This is a genomic window from Streptomyces sp. NPDC046308 (assembly GCF_055588065.1).
In genome coordinates, this window is sequence record NZ_JBVJFB010000005.1 from 146,517 (window position 1) to 167,414 (window position 20,898).

General features: G+C 72.5%; 21 protein-coding genes. 7 read left to right on the top strand and 14 right to left on the bottom strand.

Going from position 1 to position 20,898, the window contains the following annotated elements:
* Window positions 1–136: 136 nt before the first annotated feature.
* Window positions 137–2,869 (bottom strand): DNRLRE domain-containing protein, encoded by a 2,733-nt coding sequence (locus ACZ6JT_RS21350; RefSeq protein ID WP_469211841.1) that lies wholly within the window; start codon window positions 2,867–2,869, stop codon window positions 137–139.
* 183 nt (window positions 2,870–3,052) lie between these two features.
* Window positions 3,053–3,652: a helix-turn-helix domain-containing protein gene (locus tag ACZ6JT_RS21355; RefSeq protein WP_469211843.1), complete on the bottom strand. Its 600-nt coding sequence runs from the start codon at window positions 3,650–3,652 to the stop codon at window positions 3,053–3,055.
* 78 nt (window positions 3,653–3,730) lie between these two features.
* On the opposite strand from ACZ6JT_RS21355, the gene ACZ6JT_RS21360 reads away from it, so the two are divergent.
* The 6 genes from ACZ6JT_RS21360 to ACZ6JT_RS21385 all read left to right on the top strand — a co-directional run bounded on the left by ACZ6JT_RS21360 (window position 3,731) and on the right by ACZ6JT_RS21385 (window position 8,874).
* Window positions 3,731–5,203, top strand: a complete 1,473-nt coding sequence (locus ACZ6JT_RS21360) for an MFS transporter (protein ID WP_469211845.1) — start codon at window positions 3,731–3,733, stop codon at window positions 5,201–5,203.
* Between the two features lie 113 nt (window positions 5,204–5,316).
* Complete coding sequence (locus tag ACZ6JT_RS21365) at window positions 5,317–5,619, top strand: hypothetical protein (RefSeq protein ID WP_030714504.1); 303 nt, start codon at window positions 5,317–5,319, stop codon at window positions 5,617–5,619.
* A gap of 174 nt (window positions 5,620–5,793) precedes the next feature.
* On the top strand, window positions 5,794–6,255 hold the full coding sequence (locus ACZ6JT_RS21370; RefSeq protein ID WP_469211847.1) for a Crp/Fnr family transcriptional regulator: 462 nt from the start codon (window positions 5,794–5,796) through the stop codon (window positions 6,253–6,255).
* Between the two features lie 45 nt (window positions 6,256–6,300).
* Window positions 6,301–7,098 (top strand): hypothetical protein, encoded by a 798-nt coding sequence (locus ACZ6JT_RS21375; protein WP_469211849.1) that lies wholly within the window; start codon window positions 6,301–6,303, stop codon window positions 7,096–7,098.
* A 202-nt stretch (window positions 7,099–7,300) separates the two neighbouring features.
* Window positions 7,301–8,083 carry a DUF4190 domain-containing protein gene (locus ACZ6JT_RS21380; RefSeq protein WP_469211851.1) on the top strand — a complete coding sequence of 261 codons (783 nt, stop codon included), beginning with the start codon at window positions 7,301–7,303 and terminating at the stop codon, window positions 8,081–8,083.
* Window positions 8,084–8,430: 347 nt separating this feature from the next.
* Window positions 8,431–8,874, top strand: coding sequence for a subtilase-type protease inhibitor (locus ACZ6JT_RS21385; RefSeq protein ID WP_376610040.1), 444 nt, complete (start codon window positions 8,431–8,433; stop codon window positions 8,872–8,874).
* 100 nt (window positions 8,875–8,974) lie between these two features.
* Here ACZ6JT_RS21385 and ACZ6JT_RS21390 read toward each other — a convergent pair whose 3' ends face one another.
* Genes ACZ6JT_RS21390 through ACZ6JT_RS21400 form a run of 3 tightly spaced genes read right to left on the bottom strand, consistent with a single transcriptional unit; the run spans window position 8,975 to window position 11,298 of the window.
* Entirely contained in the window at window positions 8,975–9,856 is an 882-nt protein-coding gene (locus ACZ6JT_RS21390) for a GNAT family N-acetyltransferase (RefSeq protein WP_469211853.1), read from the bottom strand.
* Window positions 9,853–10,800, bottom strand: a complete 948-nt coding sequence (locus ACZ6JT_RS21395) for an ATP-grasp domain-containing protein (protein WP_469211854.1) — start codon at window positions 10,798–10,800, stop codon at window positions 9,853–9,855. The genes ACZ6JT_RS21390 and ACZ6JT_RS21395 overlap by 4 nt, the downstream gene beginning before the upstream one ends.
* A gap of 42 nt (window positions 10,801–10,842) precedes the next feature.
* Window positions 10,843–11,298 carry a hypothetical protein gene (locus tag ACZ6JT_RS21400; protein ID WP_469211856.1) on the bottom strand — a complete coding sequence of 152 codons (456 nt, stop codon included), beginning with the start codon at window positions 11,296–11,298 and terminating at the stop codon, window positions 10,843–10,845.
* 218 nt (window positions 11,299–11,516) lie between these two features.
* Here ACZ6JT_RS21400 and ACZ6JT_RS21405 point away from each other — a divergent pair, with 218 nt between their 5' ends.
* The gene (locus ACZ6JT_RS21405) at window positions 11,517–12,245 is read left to right on the top strand and encodes an SIR2 family NAD-dependent protein deacylase (RefSeq protein ID WP_469211858.1); all 729 of its coding nucleotides are present in this window, start codon (window positions 11,517–11,519) and stop codon (window positions 12,243–12,245) included.
* A 209-nt stretch (window positions 12,246–12,454) separates the two neighbouring features.
* Here ACZ6JT_RS21405 and ACZ6JT_RS21410 read toward each other — a convergent pair whose 3' ends face one another.
* The 9 genes from ACZ6JT_RS21410 to ACZ6JT_RS21450 form a co-directional block, all read right to left on the bottom strand.
* Window positions 12,455–12,937 carry a VOC family protein gene (locus ACZ6JT_RS21410; protein ID WP_469211860.1) on the bottom strand — a complete coding sequence of 161 codons (483 nt, stop codon included), beginning with the start codon at window positions 12,935–12,937 and terminating at the stop codon, window positions 12,455–12,457.
* Between the two features lie 125 nt (window positions 12,938–13,062).
* Window positions 13,063–16,641, bottom strand: coding sequence for a bifunctional glycosyltransferase/CDP-glycerol:glycerophosphate glycerophosphotransferase (locus ACZ6JT_RS21415; RefSeq protein ID WP_469211862.1), 3,579 nt, complete (start codon window positions 16,639–16,641; stop codon window positions 13,063–13,065).
* 169 nt (window positions 16,642–16,810) lie between these two features.
* Entirely contained in the window at window positions 16,811–17,185 is a 375-nt protein-coding gene (locus tag ACZ6JT_RS21420; protein ID WP_469211864.1) for a hypothetical protein, read from the bottom strand.
* A 75-nt stretch (window positions 17,186–17,260) separates the two neighbouring features.
* Window positions 17,261–17,707 carry a roadblock/LC7 domain-containing protein gene (locus ACZ6JT_RS21425; RefSeq protein ID WP_469211866.1) on the bottom strand — a complete coding sequence of 149 codons (447 nt, stop codon included), beginning with the start codon at window positions 17,705–17,707 and terminating at the stop codon, window positions 17,261–17,263.
* Between the two features lie 71 nt (window positions 17,708–17,778).
* The gene (locus tag ACZ6JT_RS21430; RefSeq protein ID WP_469211868.1) at window positions 17,779–18,570 is read right to left on the bottom strand and encodes a transcriptional regulator; all 792 of its coding nucleotides are present in this window, start codon (window positions 18,568–18,570) and stop codon (window positions 17,779–17,781) included.
* Window positions 18,567–18,962, bottom strand: coding sequence for a hypothetical protein (locus ACZ6JT_RS21435; RefSeq protein ID WP_469211870.1), 396 nt, complete (start codon window positions 18,960–18,962; stop codon window positions 18,567–18,569). Before ACZ6JT_RS21435 ends, ACZ6JT_RS21430 begins: the two co-directional genes overlap by 4 nt.
* Window positions 18,963–19,122: 160 nt before the next feature.
* Complete coding sequence (locus tag ACZ6JT_RS21440) at window positions 19,123–19,365, bottom strand: helix-turn-helix domain-containing protein (protein ID WP_030714448.1); 243 nt, start codon at window positions 19,363–19,365, stop codon at window positions 19,123–19,125.
* A gap of 160 nt (window positions 19,366–19,525) precedes the next feature.
* Entirely contained in the window at window positions 19,526–20,146 is a 621-nt protein-coding gene (locus tag ACZ6JT_RS21445) for a DUF6461 domain-containing protein (protein WP_469211873.1), read from the bottom strand.
* A gap of 66 nt (window positions 20,147–20,212) precedes the next feature.
* Window positions 20,213–20,776, bottom strand: coding sequence for a TetR/AcrR family transcriptional regulator (locus ACZ6JT_RS21450; RefSeq protein ID WP_469211875.1), 564 nt, complete (start codon window positions 20,774–20,776; stop codon window positions 20,213–20,215).
* Window positions 20,777–20,898: the final 122 nt, after the last annotated feature.

Consider the following 20,898-nt stretch of genomic DNA (forward strand, 5'->3'; position numbering starts at 1 on the left):
TTTCCCCCCTTTCCCTTTCCCTTCTTTTCTGTTCCCCGTCTGTGGGTTGTTCCCCCTCTTTGGGGGCTTCCTTCCCGGGGGGGGGGGGGGGGAGCCCCCCCCCCCCCCCCCCCCCTCCTGGGTGGTCTGCTTCAGGTCACGGTGCGCCGAAGGTCAGGGTCAGCTGCGGTGTGCCCTCGTTGGCCTGCGCCTCGGAGGACCACAGCCACAGGGCGTCCGTGCCGCTGCTGGTCAGTGCCAGGGCGTAGCCGTCGCCGAGCGCCGCCGCGACCGTCGCGGTGGTGAGCGCGGTGGTGTGCACCGCGCTGCCGTCCGGGAGGCCCGCGAAGCCGCCGAGTGCCGGGCCGCCCAGGGCGGGGCGGTTGTTGTAGGTGGTCCCCTCCTCGCTCCACGCGCCGGTGACCGGGACGACGGAGACGGTGTCCGTCGTACCGGCGCCGCTCATGGTGCTGGTCTTCACGCTGAGGGTGGCCGACTTGAGGACCGTGCCGGCGGGCGCGGCCGGCAGGTCGAAGCGCAGGTAGCTCGCGTAGAAGGAGGTGCCGCGCACCGCGAGTGAGGACGAGGTGCCGTAGTTGGTCGCGGGCGCGCCCGCGTTGGCGTAGGTGTCCTCCGCGGCGGTGACCTGGACGACCGAGTCGGCCGGGGCGGTGGCGAGGGCGTAGTGGTTCTGGACCTGGGCGGCGCTGAGGACGGTCGGGTAGACGGCGGTCTCGTCGAGCCGGCCCGCCCAGTACTCGCTCGTCGGGCGGTCGGGCCAGCCGCCGAGGCTGTCGCCGCCGACGTGCCAGTAGCCCGAGAAGTTCTCGTGGGTGGTGACGTTCAGGGTGCCCTTCGGGGCGCCGTCCACGTAGAGGGTCATGCCGCCGGGGCCCTGGCTCGCGACGACGTGGTGCCATTGGTTGTCGTTGTACGCGCCGCTGGTGGTGACGGTGCGGGTGGCTCCGGTGTAGACGCCGTAGACCAGCCGGCCGTCGTTGGTCATGTAGATGTGCTTGTCGTACTGATTGCTGCCGCGTGCCTGGTTGTTGCCGAAGCCGAGGAGCTTGCCGCCCCGGGTGGTGTTCGTCTTGAACCAGGTCTCGATGGTGTAGGTGCTGCCCACCGTCTGCCGCTTGTCCCCGTACACCTGGGTGTCGGCGCCGTTGAAGCCGATCGCCGTGCTCGCGCCGGAGACCGCTCCGGGGCTCTGGCGCAGGGCGGGGGCGTTCAGGTGCACGCCGCTCTGGTTGCCCGAGACGGAGGAGTCGGCGGCGAACGGCAGGGCCGACTCGTCGTAGCGCCAGTACTGCTGGGCTCCGTCGGCGCGGACCTGGTTCGGGTAGCCGTCCACCTGGGACGGGACGGTCACGCTCGCCGTCGCCGAGGGGGCGCTGGTGTTGCCGGCCGCGTCGGTGGCCGTCACCCGGTAGGTGTACGACTGGCCCGCTGCCGCGGTGGTGTCGGTCCAGGAGGCCTGCGGGCGCTTGAAGAACAGCGAGTCGGCGGTGACCGTGGCGATCGGGGTGGCCGCGCCGTTGCGGTAGATCCGGTAGGTCAGCGCGCTGTCGTCGAGGTCGAGGCTGGTGCGCCAGCGCACCTGCACCTCGCCGGGCTTGAAGCTGACCGCGCTCGCGACGGGCACGGTGGGCGCGCCGGTGTCCCCGGTGGAGGCGAAGCGCGTCAGGCTCTGCTGCGCCGCGCCGTTGACGGTGGTGAACTCCCCGCCGACCCACAGGTACTGGACGCCGCCCTTGGACCCGACCGTCATCACGCGCGGGCCGATGCCCTCGCCGATGCCGTCGTTGGTGTCGGGGGCCCAGCCCAGCTTGCCGGTGCCGCTGGTGGGCTGGGCGAGCAGGTGGTGCCGCTGGCCGTCGGGGAACTCGCCGACGCTGGAGCAGTCGTGCGCGTGCGAGGCGCTGTAGAGCACGCTCTGGTACGGCAGCACGGCCTGGGTGGCGCCGAGGCAGGTGTCGCGCCAGCGCTGGGCGAAGTCGCCGAGGTTGAGGGCGATCCGGCCGTCGAAGACCCCGCCTCCGGTGCCCTCGTTGGCGGTGTAGAAGCCGGTGGCGTCGGTGGCGATGTCCTTGACGACGGAGTTGGTCTCGATGAAGCCGGCGTACGACTTGGTGAGCGCGCCACTCGTCGCGTCGACGACGGCCAGCGCGTGCGTGTTCGTACCGTTGACGGTGAAGAAGTCACCGCCGAGCACCACGTTCCGGCCGTCCGGGGTCACCTCCACGGCGCGGCCGGGTTCGTCGGCGTCGGCGGTGAAGGGCTTGAGGGCGCCGTCGGCCGCGCCGACGGCGGCGAAGCGCTCGCGCGGCTGGCCGGCGACGCTGAGGAAGTCGCCGCCCGCGTAGACGGTGTCCTCGGTGACGGCGAGGGCGCGGACGGTGGCCGCGAAGGCCGGGCGGAAGCCGGTCTTCACCGTGCAGCTCGCCACGTCGATGGCGGCGAGGCTGGACACGGCCGTTCCGTTGACGGCGCCGAAGTAGCCGCCCGCGTACAGGGTCGTCTTGTCCGGGGAGAGGGCGAGGGCGCGGACCGTGGCACTGCCGGCGGCGATGGTGAAGGACAGGGTGCAGGAGGTCGGGGCGCCGGTCGCGGCGTCGAGCGCCACGAAGTTCACGGCCGACTGCTCGCTGCCGGCGCCGCCCGCGGGCGGGCGGACGGTGGAGAAGGTGCCACCGGCGAAGACCTGGCCGCCCGCCTCGGCGAGGGCCCAGACGACGCCGTCGGGCTGCCAGGTCGACAGCGGGTCGGCGGTGAAGGCGACGGGCGGGGTGACGGCCGCCGCCTGGGGGACGAGGCCGAGGCCCAGCCCTGCGCCGGTTCCGGCCAAGGACAGGGCGAGAGCGGCCGCCAGCTTTCTCGATCTACGCATGAACCCCCCAGTTCGGTGTGGCGTGCGGCCGTGTGGCGCGGCCGGGTGAGTCATGGCCGAAAACAGCCGAACGGCCGTGCGCGACCATGCGTACGGGCGCACCTTAGGGCGGTTTGGCGCTCGGTTCACCCCGCTTGACACATCGGATGCCAAATCGCGTCGGCCGCTGCGCGTGCGCCCGCGTCACGCGCGCGGTTTGGCGCGCAGGTGCATCCGCTCCCCCTGGCGCCCGAAGAGGCTCAGGATCTCCACGGGCCGCCCGTCCGCGCTGGTGAACCAGTGGGGCAGCCGGGTGTCGAACTCGGCGGCCTCGCCGGGGCCGAGGACCAGGTCGTGGTCGGCGAGGACGAGCCGGAGCCGGCCGTCGAGCACGTACAGCCACTCGTAGCCCTCGTGGGTGCGGAGGTCCGGCTCGGTGCCCCGGTCGGTGATGAGCATCTTGAAGGCCTGGAGGGGGCCCATGCTGCGGGTGAGCGGGACGGCCGTACCGCCGTTGGGCAGGGTGCGGGGCGTCAACCGGACCCGCGGGTCCCCCACTTCGGGGGCGCCGACGAGGTCGTCCAGGGGCACGCGGTAGGCCGTGGCGAGCGGCAGCAGCAGTTCCAGGCTGGGGCGGCGCTGTCCGGATTCGAGCCGCGAGAGGGTGCTCTTCGAGATGCCCGTCGTCTCGGAGAGCGCGGCCAGCGTCAGGCCCCGCTGGGCGCGCAGCCGTCGCAGCCGGGGGGCCACCTCGTCGAGTACCGCCTGGTGGGCTGCCGGCTTGTCCGTGCGGTCGTTCTCCATGCGGCCATTCCATCGCGCCGTCCCGGAAACGGCAACAAGGTTTGCCGTCCGGGCACCGGCGCGCGCAGGCTCCGCGGCATGAACCCACCCAGTGATTCCAGACCCGCGCAGGGACAGCAGTACGCCGACACCACCGCGACGGCCGGGCGGCAGGAAGCGGCGGTGCGTGGGGTGCTGGCCGGACTGTCGCTGTCGATGCTGCTGTCCTCGCTCGGCACCAGCATCGCGAACGTCGGCCTGCCGGCCCTGGCGCAGGCGTTCTCCGCGTCCTTCCCACAGGTCCAGTGGATCGTCCTCGCCTATCTGCTCGCCATCACCACCCTGATCGTGAGCGTCGGCCGGCTCGGTGACCTGATCGGCCGCCGCCGACTGCTCCTCGGCGGGATCCTGCTGTTCACCGTGGCCTCGGTGGGGTGCGGCGCCGCGCCGACGCTCTGGCTGCTGATCGCCGCCCGGGCCGCGCAGGGACTCGGCGCGGCCGTCATGATGGCGCTCACCATGGCGTTCGTCGGGGAGACGGTCCCGAAGGCGCGGACCGGCAGCGCCATGGGACTGCTCGGCACGATGTCCGCGGTCGGCACGGCTCTGGGCCCTTCGCTGGGCGGCGTCCTCATCGCCGGGCTCGGCTGGCGGGCGATCTTCTTCGTCAGCGTGCCGCTCGGCCTCCTGACGTTCCTCCTGGCCCACCGCTACCTGCCCGCCGACCGGCAGGGGGCGGCGGGGGCGGGCCGGCCCCGCTTCGACCACCAGGGGACCCTGCTGCTGGCGCTCACGCTCGCGGCCTACGCGCTGGCCATGACCCTCGGCCGCGGCCGTTTCGGCCCTCTCCACCTGGCCCTGCTCGTGGCCGCCGCTGTAGGGGTCGCCCTGTTCCTGCGCACCGAGGCACGAGCGGCGGCGCCGCTGATCCGGGGGGCGGTGTTCCGCGATCCCGTCCTGCGCGCGGGCCTCGCCACGAGCGCGCTCGTCTCGACGGTGATGATGTCGACGCTGGTGATCGGACCCTTCTACCTCGCCCGGTCGCTCGGGCTCGACGAGGTCCTCGTGGGACTCGTGCTGTCGGCCGGTCCGCTGGTCGCCGCGCTCACCGGGGTACCGGCCGGCCGCGTCGTGGACCGGCTCGGCGCCCCGCGCACGACCGCCGTCGGGCTCTGCGCGACGGCGGTCGGCGCCTTCGCCCTGTCCGTGACGCCGGAGACCTCCGGCGTCCTCGGCTACGTCGTGCCCCTCGCGGTCGTCACCGCCGGCTACGCGGTGTTCCAGACGGCCAACAACACCGCCGTCATGGCGGACGTCTCCCCCGATCAGCGGGGCGTCGTCTCCGGCATGCTCAACCTCTCGCGCAACCTCGGGCTGGTCACCGGCGCGTCGGCCATGGGCGCCGTGTTCGCGTTCGCCTCGGGGACGACCGACATCACGACGGCGGGCCCGCATGCCGTCGCCGTCGGCATGCGGGTCACGTTCGCGGTCGCGGCGGTACTGGTCCTCCTCGCCCTCGCCGTCACCCTGGCGGGGCGCCCCCGGAAGGACGGGCCGCGGCGCGAGCGCTGAGCGCCCGCCCGCCGCGGGGTCACGCAGGGTCACCCTGCGGAAACGGCCCCGCGCCGGCCCGCGCGCCTCTACCGTGCCCTGAGGTGATGGGCACGGCACCGGAGGTGGGGCGGATGGACGAAGAAGAGGACATGCGGCTGGCGGGGCTGACCCCGGAGATCTCCCGCCGCACCCTCACCATGCTCCGCGGCCTCGCGGGCCTGGAGCCGCCCGAGCAGGTCCCCGAGGACGCCATGGTGGTCGCCGACGCCGTTCTGGCCGAGCACGGTACGGACGGGCTCCGGGTGCTGGTGATGACGCTGGCGGCCTGGGCGACGGCCCAGATCGAGAACGTCGCCGAGCTCAGCGGGCGCAGCCACGAGGCGGTGCTGGACGCGATGGAGCTGGCCTGCCTGGAGGCGAACGCCGAGGAATAGGACCTGCCCGGCGGCGGACTCCGGGGAACGGGCGTCCGCCGGGTGGCGGCGGCCGCCGGAGTGGGTTCCGCGGCGGTCCGGAAGAAAGACGGTCCGGGCCGGCCGGGATCGGGCGGGTGTCGGCGACACTGGGAGGGCAGGAGCGTCGCCGGGGGGTCGTGATCGGAGGCCGTCGTGAGCACACCTTCCCCCATCCGCATCGCTGCCGTCCTGTCCACGGAGCATCGTGGACGTCTGATGTCCCAGGCCCGCGAGGTCAATTTCCCGGAGAACGCGCGGATCTTCGACGAGGGGCACCGGGCGGAGTCCTTCTGGATCGTGCGCTCCGGCACGGTGACCCTGGAGGTCCCCGTGGCGGGCCGCCGGCCCGCCGCCGTGGAGAACCTCGGCCCCGGTGAGCTGGTGGGCTGGTCCTGGTTGTTCCCGCCGTACGTGTGGCAGCTCGGCGCGCAGGCGATGACGCCGGTGCGCGCGTACGAGTTCGACGCGGCGGCGGTACGGATGCTGATGGACGCCGATCCCGCCTTCGGGTCCGCGATCGGGCACTGGGTCGGGCGGGTGCTCGCGATGCGGCTCCAGCAGACCCGCACCCGGCTGCTGGACCTGTACGCCCCGCGCCTGAGCGCTGCGGGTTAGGTCCCCCGAATGGCCGGTCGCCCGGCGGCCGCGCAGGATGGAAGGGTGCGAACAGAGGCTCACGGCACGGGCAGCGGGCCGGTGTCCGGATTCCTGGAGAACCCGGTCGTCGGGATGGCTCCCTGGATCCTCTTCTCCCTGCTGGTCGGACCGGGACGCTTCGAGATCTCGGTCGCGATCGCCCTGGCGGCGGCCGTCACCCTGGTGGTGCTGAGCCGGGTCGTCAACCGCGGCAGCTCCTGGAAGCTGCTGGAAGTGGCCGACGTGGTGTTCTTCGCCGCGCTGGCCGTCGTCGGCGCCCTGGCGAGCGAGGGCACGCTGCGCTGGCTGGAGACGTACGCGGGCGAGGTCGCGAACATCACCCTCGCCGTCATCGCCTTCGGCTCCATGGCCGTGCGGATGCCCTTCACCCTCCAGTACGCCCGCGAGCAGGTCGATCCCTCCCTGTGGCACACGCCCGGCTTCGTCCGCACCAACTACGTGATCACGGCGGTGTGGGGACTGGCCTTCCTGGTGGCGGCGATCGCGGGCGCGTACGGGGACCTGGTCCTGCACAACCCGGACAACATCTGGACCGGCTGGATCATCCAGATCCTGGCGATCGTCGCGGCGCTCCGCTTCACCGGCTGGTATCCGGACGTGGTCCGGGCCCGCGCCGCCCGCGAGGCGGCCGGCCAGGCGCCCGAACCGCTCCGCCTGGCAGGGCTGCTGCTGCCCGTGGCCGGGCTGTTGGTGCCGATCGGGATCGCCGTCCTCGTCTTCGACGGCAACGTGTGGTGGCTGGGTGTGGCCCTGATCGTGGGCGGCGGACTCCTGACGAAGGCGCTCCAGTCGCAGAACTGAGCCCCCGCCGCACGCCACTGCGCGGTGCTGCACCCAGACCCCACGGCAACTCCCGCCGTCTCAGGGGGTAGCGTAGGCGCGACATAAAACCATGGGCAGGTATGTGTCGGTGTGGTCCGATCCGTGCCGCCCGTCGCCGGACGCGGTGTCACCGCCTGGCCGTTGGTTGCGTCTCACCCCCTGAGCAAGGAGCTCCCCACGCATGTCCATACCGCCGCAGCCACCGTCGTCCCCTCAGCCCTACCCGCAGTCCGGACCGTACGGGCAGCCGGTGCAACCGGGGCCGTACGGCGGCCCGCAGGGCTGGCAGGGGCAGCCGCCGGTGTCGCAGAAGACCAACGCGCTGGCCATCGTCGCGTTCGTCATGTCGCTCCTCTGCGCGCTGCCGCTGGTTCCGCTGATCCTCGGCATCATCGCCCTCTCCCAGATCCGCACCCGGGGTGAGAAGGGCAAGGGTCTGGCCATCGCGGCCATCGCCATCCACTGCGTGACCCTCGTCAGCACCGTCCTGCTCCTGGTCTTCGGGCTGTCCGGGGCGCTGGACACCGGCACCGCGCCGAAGCGCGACACGGGTGGCCAGGTCACCGGGTCGGGCTCCAGCAAGGTGCAGGACATCCGCAAGGGCGACTGCTTCAACACCGGCGGCGATCTGGCGGAGTACGAGGACGAGGACGGCGGCCAGGCCGGCTACTCGGTGAAGATCGTGCCCTGCGGCCAGCCGCACGAGGGTGAGGCGTTCGCCGTCTTCAACCTGGACGACGGTGCGTACCCGGGCAAGGACAAGGTCGTCGCGATCGCCGAGGAGAAGTGCGCCGGTACGGCGCTGACCGACTACGTCGGCAAGGACGCGAACGTCTCGGACAAACTGGGCGTGTTCTACTACTACCCGCAGCCCAGCACCTGGGCGTTCGGCGACCGCGAGGTCACCTGCTTCGTGGGCGACTCCAGCGGCACGAGCACCGGCTCGGTCCACTCCGCTTCCTGAACCGCGCCTTCCGTCCGGACGACTCCCCGTCGCGGGGAGCCGAGGGGTGTCCTGCCGATCGGCGGGGCACCCCTCAGTCCTGTCCACCCCACCCCCGGAGGGTGGTTCCAAGCACCCGTCCGGGCCGATCGCAGCCGGAAATTCAAAGGTTTCGGGGGGATTTCGTGTCGGTGTTCGGCCGATTCGGCGGGTCGCTCCCCCACAGGTCAGCCCGCCCGCACGGCCGCTGTCTGCACTCATTCGTACACGATGGGTGACGAAAAATGGGGGTGCGAACGGGCGTTCACGGCTCGCGTGGGCGAGACTCTGTCCGCTATCCGAAACACCAACCCAAGGGAGTGTTCGAAATGCGGTCCATCGCAAGGGGTCTCGGGCTCGGTTCCGCCGCCATGGCGCTCACCGCGCTCACCGCACTGGCCTGGCCGGGCACGGCCGGAGCCGCGCCGACCGGTACGGAGAGCCTGTACGCGCCGTCCGCTCTCGTGCTCGGCGTGACGGCCGGTCAGGACGCCGGAAGCGGTACGGTGCTGCGTGCGGTGACTCTCGTCTGCTCGCCGACGCCGGGCGGGACGCACCCGAACCCGGTCGCCGCGTGCGCCGAGTTACGCGCGAACGGTTCCCGGCTGGACGCGCTCACGGCCCCGGCCGCCGACGCGGTGTGTACCAGGGAGTGGAACCCGATGACGGTGACGGCCGACGGGGTGTGGCAGGGCCGACGGCTCAACTACACGTACACCTTCGCCAATCCGTGCGGCTTCCGGAACACCACGGGCGTGCTGTTCGACTTCTGATCGCGCACGGCACGACGGGCCGGGCGGCGCCGTGCGACCGCCGTCCGGCCCCCGGGGGCCGTGCGCGACCCAAGGGTGACGGGGCCGACCGCCCTTCCTCTCAGCCCAGTTCGAGGCTGGTCACCCCGAACAGCTCGGTCAGCGCGAGGTCCGGGACCGGACCGGTGTACATCCGGGCGGTCTCGAAGACCGGGACCAGGCCCAGGCCCGCGACGAGCGCCGCGGCCCGCGGGTTCGCGTCCGGCACGTCCACGGAGACCAGGCCACTGGGCGCGTGCCGGGCCAGCCGCCTCAGCAGGGCGGCCGCCACCGCCGGGTCGGCCGCGTAGAGCGGGCCGATCCGGTGGGCGGCGCTGCACGGTCGGATCACGCCGAGGCCCTCGATCCGGCCGTCGCGGACGGCGGCGAGTGCCGTCCGGCCGGGCAGCCCCGTCCAGGCGGACAGGAAGGCGGCGCGCGGTTCGGGGAAGAACCGCCGGTCGTAGGCGGCGAGCAGGCCGAAGGGCAGCGAGGCCGCGTCCACGATCGTGGTCCCGGCCCCGGCCCCGGCCCTGGCGCCGGTCACGCCGTCGCCGCCCCCACCGTCCCCCTCGGGGACGCCCTCGTAGCGGACGTTGTTCCAGGCGTGGCGGAAGCCGGACTTGCGGTAGTTGTCCTGCTGGGCGACGACCCCGTCCAGTCCGACGAGCCGGCCGGCGAGGCGCTCCATCCCGGCGTCCCACAGCCGGATGCCGTAGCCCTGGCCGCGGAAGGCCGGGCGGGCGATGTAGAAGCCGATGAAGCCGAAGCCGGCGCCGTACCGGACGGCGGAGATGCAGGCCACCGGTTCGCCGTCGAGCCGGCCGACGAGGAAGCCCTCCGGGTCGGCGACCGCGAAGGCGAACCGGTCCGAGTCCCCCGGATTCCAACCCTCCTCGTCGGCCCAGCACCGCATCAGTTCCATGTCGGCGGCGCTCGCCCCGGTGATCTCGAATCCCGTCATGCCGGTGTTGTACCAGATGCGGACGGTGTGCGCAGGAGTGCCTGATCGGCCGTCAAGAGCCTTACGAACGCCGCCTGGTCGGCCTCCCGGTGGAGGTCGCTGACCTGCCCGTCGCCGACCTCGACGACCCGCCAGACCCCGTCGGCGCGCAGCGCGAGATCGGTGGTCACGAAGGGGCAGTCCAGCGCCGCGACGGCCGCCCGGACCGGTTCGAGATCCGGCTCGGGGATCTCCGGGACCTCGGCGACCGGGCTGTCGGGGTGGGCGGTGAGCAGGCGGGGCACCCCGTCCCGCCACCACACCCGCACCTCCGCGGCCGCCGAACGCGGCGCGACGAAGGTCTCGAAGGCCCTCAGCACCACCCCGCCGACGAGGAACTCGTCCTGGAGCGCGACGAAGCGGGCCACCACTCGGTGCAGCGCGGCCGGATCGCCGAGGTCGGGCACGTAACAGGCCTCGTCCCACTCGTGCTTGCGGGACTTCACGTAGTCCTTGACGACGGCGGCGCCCGGCGGGAGGCCCGCGGCGAGTGCCGCGAGCCGCCCCGGGTCCGGGACCTCTCCGGGGGCGGTCGGCAGCCAGCCGCTGACGGGGGTGAGGCCGGTGAAGGCCGCGTACCAGCCGGGCAGTTCGTGCGCCCGGCGGTACGCCTCGGGGGTGACGACGAGTTCGGCGCCGCGCCGGCGCAGGGCCGCGTCCAGTTCGGCGTACCGCCGCGCGGGGACCATCCAGCCCCGGTACCAGAGGGCGCCCGCACCCTCGGGCACCCGCGCCACCGCCCGCTCGGGGTCCCCGGCGAGCAGCGCGTCGTGGTCGACGAGCAGGGCCGTGCCGCCGGCGGCGCGCAACTGCCCGACCTCCGCCGCGAAGTGGGCGTCGGCCCGGCGCTCGTTCATCGGGTCGCAGCAGTGGAGGACGGTGGCGGTCGTGGTCGTCGTCGGCATGCACCCACCCTATGCAGGGCCCCGCGGCTCGCCGTACGGACGTCAGCCCGCGCAGATGACGTCGTCGAGCCGGATGGGCTTGGAGTCGAGGCGGACGTACGCGGTGAAGGTGTCGGTGACCCCGCCGGCCCAATGGGTGGTGACGGTGGCCCAGCCGACGCCGGCCGCCTGGGCGACGGTGACCGGGCCGATACCGATCTTCTGGGGTTCGTTCTGGGAGCAGAGGAGGACGTCCGAGTCCGGACTCACCTGCTGTCTGTCCTTGAGGACCTGCGAGACGTACTGCTCGCGGTCTTGCGGGGAGGGGCCGTGGTCACCGTAGAAGGTGGTGAGGAAGCGGCCGATCTGGTCGGCGGTGTGCCCCTCCGCGCTCGCGACGGGTGCGACGGCTGCGACGTGCGCGGCCGGCGCGGCGTGGACGGCGGGGGCGGACGACAGTGCCGGCAGCGCGAGCAGGGTCAGCAGCAGGGCACCAAGGCTGTGCGGCTTGAGCATCATGTCCGGCTTTGTACCCGGCTGGCCGGTGTACGGGGAGGGAGCCGCACGGATCTCACTCCTGTGGGGGGCCGGATTCACCGCAGAAACGACCCTCCGGCCTGCGCCCGACCTGTTCGCGGCCTGCTGTGCGGCCTGCTCGCGACCCGTCGCGCAAGGAGCGCCGCCGGGGCGCGGAAATGCGGTCGCGAGTGCTCCGCGCCGGTACGTAGGGTCGGTGCATGGGAAAGCCGCTTGTCGCAGTGTTCAGCGGGGCCGGGATGTCCACCGACTCCGGGATTCCGGACTACCGCGGGCCACAGGGCCTGTGGCGCCGGGAGCCGGATGCCGAGAAGCTCGTGACGTACGCGTACTACATGGCCGACCCGGAGATCCGGCGCCGGTCCTGGCTGATGCGGGCCGAGCTCGCCGCCCTCGGGGCGCGGCCGAACGCCGCGCACCTGGCCGTGGCCGCCCTCGAACGCGGTGGCACCCCGGTCCGGGTCGTCACCCAGAACGTGGACGGGCTGCACCAGCTCGCCGGGCTGCCCGCGCGCAAGGTGTTCGAGCTGCACGGCACCGCCCGGTCGGTGGTGTGCACGGCCTGTGACGCCCGCTCGGACATGGACGAGGCGCTGGCCCGCGTCGCCGCCGGGGAACCGGATCCCGCCTGCCGGGCGTGCGGCGGGATCCTGAAGGCGGCGACCGTGATGTTCGGGCAGCGGCTCGACCCCGTGGTGCTCGGGCAGGCGATGGCCGTCGCCAAGGGGTGTCAGGTCTTCATCGCCGTCGGGTCCACCCTCCAGGTGCAGCCGGCCGCGTCACTGGCCGGGATGGCCGCCGAGGCCGGAGCCCGGCTGATCATCGTGAACGCCGAGGAGACCCCGTACGACGCGCTGGCCGACGAGGTGGTCCGCGAGCCGATCGGGACCGCCCTGCCCGCGCTGCTGACCCGGATCGCGTCGGGTTGATCGCCGCCGGCCCTGGCCCGCACCACGGCGAAGACCGTTGCGGTGCTAGGCCGTCTCTTTCGGATCTTGCCTGACCCGCGCCGCCTGGCACCGCACCTCGCCGCGTTGTCGGGGCACCCAAGTACGTCCAGTACACGGGCGCCCCTCCGCCTTGCGATGCACGGCGCCAGACGACGCGGGCTTAACCGGCAAGATCCAAAAGAGGCGACCTAGGCGGCGTCGGCCGCCCGGCGCATTTCGGCCACGTCCAGCTTCTTCATCCGCATCATGGCGGCCATGGCCCGGGCGGCGCGCTCCGGGTCCGGGTCGCTGACCAGGTCGACGACGCCGGGCGGGATGACCTGCCAGGACACCCCGAACCTGTCCTTGACCCAGCCGCAGGCGGACTCCTGGCCACCGTCCTTGGTCAGCGTGTCGTAGTAGTAGTCGGCCTCGGTCTCGTCCACACAGTCGATCATGAAGGAGATCGCCTCGGTGAAGGGGAACTGCGGTCCGCCGTTGAGACCGACGAACCTCTGCCCGTTGATCTCGAACTCGACGGTCATGACCGATCCGGCCTGATGGGGGTTCGCCTCCGTGTAGCGGGCGATCCGGCCGAGCCTGCCGTCCTTGAACACGGACACGTAGTACTCGGCGGCCGCTTCCGCGTCGCCGTCGAACCACAGGCACGTGGTGAAACCGTTGCCGCTCATCTCTGCCTCCAGGCCGGTGTGGGCACGGTGGATACCGTTCCTCACATACAGACCGGCCCCGGGCCCGAAATTCATCGGTGGGCCCGGGGCCGGTCTGCGCTCAGCCAGGATTTCGCCCGTACGGCTTACTTCGCGGGCGCCGCACCCATGGCGAGCATGCGGTCGACGACGCGCTCGGCGGCGTTGCCCTCGTCCAGGTCGCAGAACTCCGCGCGGAACGCCGCCCGCGCCTCGGCGTACTGCGCCCCGACCTCGTCGGCGTTGCGCACGGCCTCGATCAGGCTCGCCGAGTCCGCCAGCAGCGGGCCGGGCGCCTTCTCCTCCAGGTCGAAGTTGAAGCCGCGCAGCGTGCCGCGGTAGTGCGCCAGGTCGTACGTGAAGAGCAGGATCGGCTTGTCGGTGAGCGCGAAGTCGAAGATCGCGGAGGAGTAGTCCGAGATCAGCACGTCGGCGACCAGCAGCAGATCGGCGGCGTCGGGCCAGCGGGACACGTCGACGACGAAGCCGTCGCGGACGCCCTCGCGGACCTGCTCGGTCACGTGGTGGTGGCCGCGGACCAGCAGGACGTGGTCCTCGCCCAGCTCACGGCGGGCCTGCTCCAGGTCGATCCGCAGGTCGAGCTTGTAGCCGCCCGACCAGCCCTCGCAGTTCTCCCGCCACGTCGGCATGTAGAGGACGACCTTCTTGCCCTCGGGCAGGCCGAGCCGCCGCCGGACTTCCGCGATCCGCTCGGCGTCGGGCCGGACGAGTGCGTCCGCGCGCGGGCTGCCGGCCTCGATGACCTCGCCGTCGTAGCCGAGGGCGCGCTTGAGGATCGGGGTGGCGTAGGAGCTCGGGGAGGCGAGCAGGGACCACTGGGCACTGTCGTGCTCCAGCCCCTCCAGGATCTCCGGGCTCGTGTAGTAGTCGTGCACGAAGTCGTGCCCGATCTGCTTGATCGGCGTGCCGTGCCAGGTCTGGACGACGACCTGGCCGGCGCGGCGCTGGAAGAGCCGCGGCACGTTGTCGTTGGTCACGACGTAGCGGGCGCGGGCCAGCACCTCCCACCACTCCACGCTGCCGTACTGCACGGCGCGGGCGGTCGACGGAACCTCGGCGCGGCCGTCGCGGACCAGCCAGATGTGCTCCAGCTTCTCGCCGCGGCGCACGAGCTCCTCGTGGATGGCGCGCGGCGAGTCGCCGGCGCCGTGCCCCTGGAAGGTGTCGTAGACGACGATGTCCTTGACCGGCAGGGCGCGCTGCGCCGGATAGGTCTCGAACCGGGCGACGCGCTGGGCGAAGTTCGAACGGTCGTGGGGGCTCAGCAGCGGGTCGGCCACCAGCACCATGCGGTCGTGGAAGCGGGTCTCGATCCGCATCCGGCGGCCCTGCGTGCTGAAGGGGTGCGGGCCGGCGAAGAGCAGGCCCGGCCCCATCTGCACGGGGGCGCCGCGGTCGACGCCGAGCAGGCCCGCGGTGGTTCCGCCCTGGGCGGCCGGGCGCAGGGTGGGCCACCAGCGGCCCTCGGGGAGCGTGGTCCGGCCGGCGTACGGCTCGGGGAGCACGGGCTGGAAGGTGGTCTCGAAGGTGTCCCCGTCACGGGTGACCGGGTAACTGAACTCCACGCCGTGCGCGTTGTGCACCACGAGCTCGTAGGGCTCGTCGGTGGGGGCCACGAACCGGCCCCGCAGGGTCACGGTGCCGTCCTCGGCCGTGACCTCGTCGACGAGCGGCGGGGAGGGCTGCACGGAGAGGGTCAGGTGTCCGGTGTTGCCGCGCTTGGCGAAGAGGGCGCGGTCGCCGTCCTGGCCGGGCAGGGGCAGGACCAGGCCGTTGAAGCCGCCGCGCTCGTCGTGGACCAGGCGGTGCTCGGTGCCGTCGGCGCCGAGCACGGAGAGGCTCCAGGGCTCGGGGGCCCACTCGCCGGGCTCGACCTCGGCGTCCGGTACGGCGGCCAGGTCGGCCAGCGGGACGCGCGCGGTGAACGGGACGCGGCCGGAACGGGCCGCGGCGGTCTCCAGCGGGAAGCTGAGGACGGCGCCGGTGGTGACGTGGACGGCCCGGAGTGCGGAAGCGGTGCCGGCCCCGGCGGAGAGCTCGCCGGTGATCTCGACGGCGTCGTCACCGGCGGGGTGGACGTCCAGGGCGCGGGCGCGGGCGATCTCGACCTGGATGGTGAGGGCACCGGAGACCGCCGGGACGATCCGGACGTCGGGGGCCACCCAGTACGGGGGCGGGTTCTGGCCCGTGTCGTGCTCGCCGCCGCGCAGGCGGGCGCGGTGCAGGCCGCCGGCTCCGGTGACGGCGATGGACGTGGTCCATATTCCCTCGCGCCACTTGCCGCCCGACTGGAAGATCGAGGGGTCGACGGTGGCGGTGAAGCCGGCCCAGTCGGCGTGCCGCAGGGCGAGGTGCGGGGCCTTGACGGTGGCCATCGGTGAGGCGACCGTACGGGTGCTGACGACGGAGCGGCGGCGCTTGCCCCCCTCGCGGAACACCAGCATCTTGCGCGAGCCGAGGCGGCTCTCCGCGCCGAGGTGGCCGGGGAGGGCGTAGCCGCGCAGGTGCAGCTTGCCGTCGGCCCAGGCCGCCTGCTCCAGGCGGCTGACGACCCGGCGCTCGCGCGGGCCGAGGGTCAGGACCTTGGCGGGGACCGGCGGGCGGCCCTGCAGGAAGGGGTAGTCCGCCTGCGGGCGGGCGAGGCCCTTGACCGGCACGCTGTAGTGGTAGTCGCGCTGGTGGTGCAGGAGCGCGATGAAGTCCTCGACGCGGCCCTCGCCCGCGAGGTAGGCCTTGAGGCGGTCGGCGACGGTCAGGTCGGGCCAGGGGCCGGTGCCGATCTCGCGGACGAGCCCGCCGACCTCCTTGACGAAGGCGGCGCGGAAGTCGGCGCCGCCCTCGGCGACGTACTTGTAGATGAGCGGGAGTTCCTCGCTCAGCACGTTGTAGTCGTAGTCGCGCAGGTAGCGGACGTACTTGGCACCCTGCTTGGCCTTGAGGGACTCGCGGACCAGGCGGACGGACTTCACGCGGTCGATCAGGGAGATCGGGTCGGTGGAGCGCTGGGTGATCGAGCGCTCGCCGGTCTCGCGGACGCGCCAGTGGTAGACGCAGTCGCTGAGGATGTCGACGCTGGACGCGAAGTAGTGCGCGGGGATGCTGACCGGGGCGTCCTCGTAGAGGATGCCTTCCGGGTACTGGAAGCCGTGCTCGTCCCAGAAGGTGCGCCGGTAGACCTTGTTCCACGCGGTGCGGTCGGTGACCAGCGCCGGGAACTTGGAGATGTGGGTCTTCAGCTGGGTCTTGGCGAACGCGGCCCGGTGGCCCCAGGACTGCTGCATGCCGACGGAGCGGAAGCGCTTGACGTTGCCTCCGGCGAAGTCCGAGCCCGTCTCGTCGAGGGCTTCGATCATCCGCTGGTAGGCGTAGTCCGGCATGGTGTCGTCACTGTCGACGAACGCCAGGTACTCGCTGTCCGGGTCCGCGTGGCGGGCACCGACGTTGCGGGCGGCGCCGAGGCCGGCGTTCTCCTGCATCACGACGCGGAACCGCTTGTCCCGGGCGGCGAAGGCCTTGGCTATGACGGCGCTGGTGTCCGTGGACCCGTCGTCCACGAGGATCGCCTCGAAGTCGCCGAAGGTCTGAGCGGCGATGGATTCCAGGCACTCGTCGAGGTAGAGCTCGACGTTGTAGACGGGGACGACGATGCTCAGGCGCGGGGGCATGGGTGGCGGATTCTCCAGCGTTTTGTGCTTTATCGATGATCAGCTGCTCACAGCATCCTACTAGGTGGCAGAATCATGAACTCCTCCCTTATCGGGCATACCACGGCTGATCGCCGGGGCGGACGGCAAAGATTTAAGCCGCCCGCCACCTCGACGTCCCGGTCCCGGGTCAGACCTCCAGACCCGCCTCGATCCTCTTCAGCTGGTGGCGGGCCATCGCGAGGTTGGCGCGGCCCTTGTCGAGGGCGAGGTAGAGGAAGAAGCCCGAGGTGCCCCGGCCCTTCAGCAGCCGGATCAGGTGGTACTGGCTGCCCAGGGTGATCAGGATGTCCTCGATCTCGTCCTGGAGGCCGAGCATCTCCATCGTGCGGACCTTGGCCCGGACCACGTCGGTGTTGCCGGCGGCGGCGACCGCGAGGTCGAGGTCCTTTCCGCCTCCGACGGTCCCGAGGGCCATGCCGCTGCCGTAGTCGACCAGGGCCGCGCCGAGCGCGCCTTCGATCGTGGTGGTGGCTTCCTTGAGCGTGGTCTCGACGTTTGCCATGAGGGGTTCCTCTTTCCTCGTTCGTTGTGTCGTGCGTTGTGTCGTGCGTCTGTTCGTTCGCTAGGGCCGTGCAGGTCAGCTGGGGAGAGCGGGGGGCAGCGGGGGCAGCGGTGGGACACCGGCGCCGCGCCGCCCGAGGGTGTGGTCGATCAGCTCGGCTATCCGGAGGCTGGAGCGGCGTGCCTCCAGGTGGAGGCGCCCGACGTTGACGCGGGGCTCCGCGGTCAGGGTGAGGACGGCTGCCATGCCCGCCGCGTAGGTGGCCACGTATCCGTCCTCGCCGCGCACCAGCAGTTCGCGGAACGCGCCCTGCCCGGTGCAGTCGCTCAGCCGCTGGGCCACCCCGAGGGCGGCCGCGGTCAGGGCCGCGACGGATTCGGCCTCGGCGGCGGCGCTGTCCTGGGCGAGGACGAAGCCGTCGGCGCTCGCGGCGAGCGCACCGGTGAGCTGGGGTACCCGGGCCCGCAGCCTGCGGAGCTCGGCGAGTATCTCGGCCTCCGCCTCGGGGGGCACCGTACTCATGTCGGCCTTTCTCCTTTCGGGCTGCCTCCGCTCGGAGCGGTCGGCGCGCAGGGCCGGTCGCAGCGGGAGCCTCACAGGCTTGCCTCCAGTGCGTCGCGTAACCGGCGGAGCAGCGCCACGTCCGGGGATTGGGCCTGGGTCATCCAGTCGGGCAGGGGGACCGCTACCGGCGGCGGAGCCGGGATGTGCGGGGTTTCGACCAGTCCGGCCGCCGCGAGGCGCCGTACGTCGAGCAGGGTGTGGAACGCCGGCCGGCCCAGCACCCATGCGAGGTCCGCGGGGGTGCGCACGCCGTCGGCCTCGCGCAGCAGGATCCGCTGCCGGGCGCTGACCGTCTGGCCGGGCGCGGCGGCCCGGGGCACCACGGGGGCGGTGTCCAGCAGCGGGTAGGGCCAGACCGCGTCGAGCAGTTCCCGGCGGCGGCGCGTCTCGCGTTCGACGGCGGCGGCCGGCACGGAGCGGACCGAGCCGATCCAGTGGGTGGCACCGCGGCGGAACCGCGAGGGCCCGCTGCCCGGGGACAGCGCGAAGAACGCGGCGTCGAAGATGGCGGCGAGGTGGCAGATCTCCAGCTCTCCGCCGGCGAGCCCGCCGCTGTCCACGAGGAAACGGGCGACCTGGCGGCGGGCGCCGGCGCGGTCGACCGCCTCGCGCCAGCGCTCGGGGGCGAGGCCGCCGCCGGTGGTGAGCAGGACGTCGAGGCCCGGGGTCGCCGGGCTCTCGGCGTGGACTATTCGGCCGTCCTCCAGGAAGAGGGTGCCCCGGTCGCGGAGCAGGGCGCCGGTGGCGCGCTCCGCGGCGAGCCGGGTGAGGAGCGGGGAGACGGCGGCGAAGGCGTTCGCGGCCGGTGCCGGGGTGGTCATCGGAGCACCAGCCCTTCGGCCAGGGCCCTGAGTCTGTGGCGGGCGAGCGCGAGGTTGCCCTCGGTGCGGTCGAGCCACAGGTGCAGGAAGACGCTGCTGTCGAAGCTGGTGTCCACGAAGCGCAGCACGTGGTAGCCGCTGCGGGTCGTGACGATCAGGTCCTCGACGGGCGGTCCCGCCGTGTCATCGCCCGGCGCCGCGAAGGCGAAGGACTCGTACTCGGCGGCCGCCCGGGCCAGCTCGGCGGTCTCGGCGGCGGTGGTCTCGTGGTCGCCCACGGGCGACTCCCCGGCGGTGCCGAGGGCCAGTCCGCTGCTCCAGTCGACCAGCGCGGCCCCCCGCGCACCAGGCAGGGCCATGGCTTCGAGCAGGCATTCGTCGATCCCGGGCACGCGGGCTCCCCTCCCGGCCGGACGTGCTGTTTGCACGGTCGTACGGCGCGACAGGAGGGAACTTACTCAACTTCCACAGTACGAAAGGGCGTTCTGGCATTTTCCGCTGGAACGTGCCACGAAGCACGTGAGACCTTGGCCGGAACGCGTCGATATTTGATCACGAAGCGAGCGGAAGATCGTCCGCGAGGCGAAAAGAGCCCCCTTCGCGCTGCACGTAGCCCTCGTGGCTGAGGGTGCGGAGCAGGTGGTAAACGGTGGGCAGGGGGATCCCCGTGACCCGGGCGAGCCGTTTGGCGGTCGCCCCGCCCTCGGCGTACATCGCTTCCACGAGGCGCAGTGCGCGCTGCACGGAACCGATCAGGGTGGGTGCGCTGTCCTTCTGAGTGTGGTCGGTACTCATGATGAGTCCCCCTGCTCGCTACGAGGCCTGGCACACCCATCAAAGTCGTTCACCGGCCGCAAAACCAGCGGACTCGCGTAAACCTGAGCATAAGATCACCGGATACCTCCTGGTCGGTACCGCTCCGACCCGCCACACGTCCGGTACCCGCCCGGTCCCGCTAGCGCGTGCACGTCACGTACGCCGGGAGCGGGGCGTCCTCGATCAGCCGGCGCGGCAGCGCCAGCCCGAAGCGCTGTTCCAGGACGGCGAGGGTGTGGCGGTCGCGTTCCTCGTACGGTTCCCCGTCGGGGCTCGGGCACGCGCCGTCCGGGGCGAGTATCTTGGCCGCGATCAGCTCCGGAAGCAGGAAGTCCGGCTGATGGCCGCCCCGCCAGCATTCCTCGCCGAGGCCGAAGCAGCACACCAGCTCGCCGTCGCGGGCGTACGCGAACTGCTTGGGCGGGTGGTCGGGCTGCGGGTCGAGGTGGACGGCCTCGACGCCGCCGCGGGAGACCTCGGCGAGCCGTTCCGCGCCGGCCGGGAGGCCGTGTTCCACGGCGAAGGACCAGTCGCCCCACCGGCCGACGCGGGCCACGCCGTCCCCGTCGACCGTCTCCGTGACCATGCTCCAGGCGGCCGGCGCGCCCAGCGGCCCGGGCCGGACCCCCGGCAGCGCGCCGAGCCGCGCGGCGAGTTCGTCGGGGCCGATGCCCCGGGCGAAGGTCAGGCCGACGAACCATCCGTCCCAGTCGGCCAGCCACTGGATTCCGCCGGCCGCGCCGGCTCCGCCCTCGGCCATGTGCGCCATCCCTGCACTCCCCACGGTCTCCCCCGCGATGCCGGTGCGCGCTCACCGGCACGATAGTCAGTGCGCGGACCGCTGCGGGAGGAGGCGCTCGACCATCGTCTCGATGAGCCCCTCCACCGGGTGGGCCTCCAGCATCGCCGGCGCGGTCAGGTCGTCGACGATCAGGCCCAGCATCGCGAGGTACGTCAGGACCACGCCCTGCCGGTCCCCGGGCAGGCCCGCCTCCAGGTGCCAGGCGATGTTCGCGTCCAGCTCCTCGCCCTGGAAGCCGGCCAGTTCCGCCTGGAGTTCGGGGCGCCGGGTGCCCTCCAGCCGCAGCTCCAGCATCGCGATGTGCACGCTGCGCTCGCGCCGCATCCGCTCCAGCAGCCGGGTCAGCAGCACCTTGGTGTCCGGCGGGCCCGCCAGGTCCGCCGGCTCCGGGCTCAGCCGTTCCCGGGTGCGGTGCAGGATCTGCACGAGCAACTGGGCCCGGTTGGCGAAGTAGTTCGAGGCGGTTCCCGTGGGCACGCCGGCCTCGGCGTCCACCGCGCGCAGCGTCAGGCCGCGCGAGCCCTCGCGCGCCAGGACTTCGATGGCGGCGTCGAGCAGTGCGGCGCGGCGCTGCGGATTCTGGCGCATGGGCGGTCCCTGGGGGTGGGTGCGGCACATCGCGTGAGGCACATCGGTGATCACTGCAAGTGCAGTGATTCGCACACGGTAGCGGATGTGCCGTCTCCGGGCCCTCCCCACCGTCCCCTCCC